Consider the following 3,853-nt stretch of genomic DNA (forward strand, 5'->3'; position numbering starts at 1 on the left):
GGACGATTTCTTCCTGCCGTATCTGGAAATCCGCAACCGCAAGGCCGGCTATGCCGTCAGCATCGTCAAGGCCGGCGCCAAGCTGGTCGGCCACGACGCGGGCTCGGTGCGCGCACCGCTGACCGACCTGACCGGCGAAGAAATGGAAATGCTTGCCGCCCTGATCAAGAAGTCCGGCGCCGAGTAATCGGCCCGCACTGACACCTGCTATCTGCCCCCGGTCCGGGGGCATTTTTTTCCCCGGACCCGTCGGGGGCGACAACGCCCATCCTTCGGATCGGCGCCTATTTTTGGAGATGACCATGAACCTGACCGGCCAGATGTTGATCGGCTCGACCGCCGTCCTGGGCGCGGGCGCTGCCCAGCACGCCATCAATCCCGCCACCGGCGAACGCCTGGAACCCGCCTACCCCGCCGGCTCCGCCGACGACGTGTCGCGCGCCGCCGAACTGGCCCGCGCCGCCTTTGACCCGTACCGCGCCCTGCCGCTGGAAACGCGCGCCCAATTCCTGGAAAGCATCGCTGAGAACATCGTGGCCATCGGCGACGCGCTGATCGAACGCGCGCACCAGGAAACCGGTCTGCCCGTCGCCCGCCTGCAAGGCGAGCGCGGCCGTACCGTCGGCCAGCTGCGTCTGTTTGCCCGCGTCGTGCGCGACGGCTACTTCCTGGACGCCACGATCGACCCGGCCCAACCCGAGCGCCAGCCGTTGCCGCGCGCCGACCTGCGCCTGGCCAACGTTCCCCTGGGCCCCGTGGTGGTGTTTGGCGCCAGCAACTTCCCGCTCGCTTTCTCGGTTGCGGGCGGCGACACCGCGTCGGCATTGGCCGCCGGTTGCCCGGTGATCGTCAAGGCGCACAACGCCCACCCCGGCACGTCCGAGCTGGTCGGCCGCGCCATCCAGCAAGCCGTCGCCAAGCACGGTCTGCCGGAAGGCACGTTCTCGCTGCTGTTTGGCGCCGGCAATGAAATCGGCACGGCACTGGCAACGCACCCGGCCATCACGGCCATCGGCTTCACCGGCTCGCGCCGCGGCGGCCTGGCGCTGGTCGCTGCCGCCAACGCCCGCCCCGTGCCGATTCCCGTCTACGCGGAAATGTCCAGCATCAACCCCGTCTTCCTGCTGCCCGCCGCGCTGGAAGCGCGCGCCGAGACCATCGCCAAGGGCTTCGTGGATTCGCTGTCGATGGGCGTGGGCCAGTTCTGCACGAACCCTGGCCTGGTGATCGGCATCGAAGGTCCGGCGCTGGACCGCTTCCGCCAGGCTGCCGCCGAGGCCGTCAAGGCCAAGGGCGCCGCCACCATGCTGACGCCGGGCATTTTCTCGGCCTATGAGCAAGGCGCGGATGCCCTCGCGCGCCACGCCAGCGTGTCCACCGTCGGCCGCGGCGAACCCTCGAACCCGGCATGCAACGCCGCCGGCGCCGTGGTGTTCGGCGCCAGCGCCGACCAATTCCTGGCCTCGCACGAGCTGGAAGCCGAAGTGTTCGGCCCCGCTTCGCTGGTTGTCGCGTGCAAGGACGCCGCGCAGGTCCGCGCCGTGGCCGAGCACCTGGAAGGCCAACTGACCGCGACGCTGTTCGTGGACGACGCCGACCTGGACGACGCCCGCGCCCTGCTGCCCGTGCTGGAACGCAAGGCTGGCCGCATCCTGGCCAATGGCTACCCGACCGGCGTGGAAGTCAGCCACGCCATGGTCCACGGCGGCCCCTTCCCGGCCACGTCGAACCCGGCCTCGACGTCGGTGGGCGCCACGGCGATCCGTCGCTTCCTGCGTCCGGTCTGCTACCAGGACCTGCCCGACGGCCTGCTGCCGGAAGGCGTCCAGCGCGGTAACCCGTTGGGTCTGACGCGGATGGTGGACGGCACGCTGGTCAAGGCGTAATGGGTTGACGCCTGGATTACGGGCGTCGCATCAACAAATAGGCCCCGGCGCCGCCCCACGCGGCCCGGGGCCTACGCCATTTCGCGCCCGTGTCAGACACCTATTAAGACGCCCATTGCAAACCCCGATTCACCCCGTCAAAACTCCAACCCAATAAAAAAACCTGGCGCGAGGATCGACTCCCCGCGCCAGGCTTTCATACTTAACAACGCAATCACTGCGCCTTCAGCTTTCCATCGGCAATGATCTTGGCCCACTTGGCCTGCTCGGCCGCCTGAAATGCCGTGAATTCCGCCGGCGTGTTCGGCGTGTAGGCCAGACCCAGGCCCTGCATCTTGGCGGTGACTTCCGGCTTGGCCACGATCTCGGCGATCGTCTTGTTCAGCTTTTCGACCACAGCCGGCGGCGTGTTGGCCGGGGCGTAGATGGCCTGCCAGCTGCTGACGTCAAAGCCCGGCACGCCGGCTTCCTGCATGGTGGGCACGTCCGGCAGCACGGCGGTGCGCTTGGCGGACGTGACCGCCAGCGCGCGGACCTTGCCGCTTTGCACATACGGCAACGCGACCAGGGCGGTTTCGAACGAGCTGGGGATCTGCCCGCCGATCAGGTCCGAAATGGCCGGCGCGCTGCCGCGGTACGGCACGTGCGTCAGGTGCGCGCCCGTCAGCTGCTTGAACACTTCGCCCGACAAATGCTGCGACGTGCCCTGCCCGGCCGAGCCGAAGGCGATGGTGTCGGGATTGGCCTTGGCGGCGGTAACGACATCCTGCACGCTCTTATAGGGCTGGTTCGCGCCTACCAGCAGCACATTGGAAATGCTGCCCAGCAGGATCACGGGCGAGAAATCCTTGGCCGCGTTGTAGTTGATGCTAGGCAGCAGCGACGGGTTGATCGCGTGCGTGGCGATCGTGCCCAGCAGCAGCGTGTAGCCGTCCGGCTTGGCGCGCGCCACGGCGTCCGCGCCCAGTACGCCACCGGCGCCACCCTTGTTTTCAACGACGACGGTCTGCTTGAGCGTCGTGCCCAGTTCCTGGGCGATCAAGCGCCCCAGAATGTCGGACGTGCCGCCCGCCGCAAACGGAACCACCAGCGTGATGGCCTTCGCAGACGGCCAGTCATCAGCGGCGTGGACAGGTGCGGCAAAAGCGGTGGCGACGGCCAGGACGGCCGACAGGCGGCTCAACAGGGGGAATGCCTTCAAACTTGTCTCCTAGAGATTGGAATTGTCGCCGTTCTTGTACGTTGTCGTATGACAATGAGCGCTGAGGATAGCGCGGCCGACTTCTCCGTTCAATATAGGGAAATTCCTAGATTCAAAAGGTACATTCGGCTTGTTGTACGACAACATTTCTCCCGGGAAGCCGTTGTATGCCCGACTTATATGTTGTACGATGACTGACATCGCGGATCGAACAACGCCGCGGCCACGGCATACCGCCTTTTCAATACCCATTCCTTATATTTGGAAGACAGCCATGACGACTCCCCAGGAACTCAAAGCCATCGTCTCGGAAGGATTGCTCTCCTTCCCCGTGACCGACTTCGACCAGAACGGCGATTTCAACGCCAAGAGCTATGCGGCTCGTCTGGAATGGCTGGCCCCCTACGGCGCCACCGCCCTGTTCGCAGCCGGCGGCACCGGTGAGTTCTTCTCGCTGGCCCCTGATGAATACTCCGACGTCATCCGCACCGCCGTGCAGACCTGCAAGGGCAAGGTGCCGATCCTGGCCGGCGCCGGCGGCCCCACCCGCACCGCCATCGCTTACGCACAAGAAGCCGAGCGCCAAGGCGCCAAGGGCGTCCTGCTGTTGCCCCACTACCTGACCGAAGCCTCGCAGGACGGCATCGCCGCCCACGTCGAGCAGGTCTGCAAGTCGGTCAACATCGGCGTCATCGTCTACAACCGCGCCCAGTCGCGTCTGTCGGCCGACAGCCTGGCCCGCCTAGCTGATCGCTGCCCCAACCTG

General features: G+C 66.4%; 3 protein-coding genes and 1 pseudogene. 3 read left to right on the forward strand and 1 reads right to left on the reverse strand.

Annotated features, from left to right (window positions below; translation table 11 throughout):
• Positions 1-187 (forward strand): annotated as a pseudogene (locus B2W22_RS23780) (5-dehydro-4-deoxyglucarate dehydratase); the annotation flags it as partial.
• 115 nt (positions 188-302) lie between these two features.
• Entirely contained in the window at positions 303-1,886 is a 1,584-nt protein-coding gene (locus tag B2W22_RS23785) for an aldehyde dehydrogenase (NADP(+)) (RefSeq protein ID WP_175136456.1), read from the forward strand.
• A gap of 214 nt (positions 1,887-2,100) precedes the next feature.
• On the opposite strand, the gene B2W22_RS23790 is transcribed toward B2W22_RS23785, so the two are convergent.
• Complete coding sequence (locus tag B2W22_RS23790; RefSeq protein WP_286939753.1) at positions 2,101-3,087, reverse strand: Bug family tripartite tricarboxylate transporter substrate binding protein; 987 nt, start codon at positions 3,085-3,087, stop codon at positions 2,101-2,103.
• A 274-nt stretch (positions 3,088-3,361) separates the two neighbouring features.
• Between B2W22_RS23790 and B2W22_RS23795 the strand changes: the two genes are divergently transcribed.
• On the forward strand, positions 3,362-3,853 hold a 492-nt coding region (locus tag B2W22_RS23795), incomplete at its 3' end, for a dihydrodipicolinate synthase family protein (RefSeq protein WP_286936323.1).

The sequence above is a fragment of the Achromobacter sp. UBA4530 genome (assembly GCF_002388205.1).
Classification (GTDB): Bacteria; Pseudomonadota; Gammaproteobacteria; order Burkholderiales; family Burkholderiaceae_B; genus Achromobacter; species Achromobacter animicus.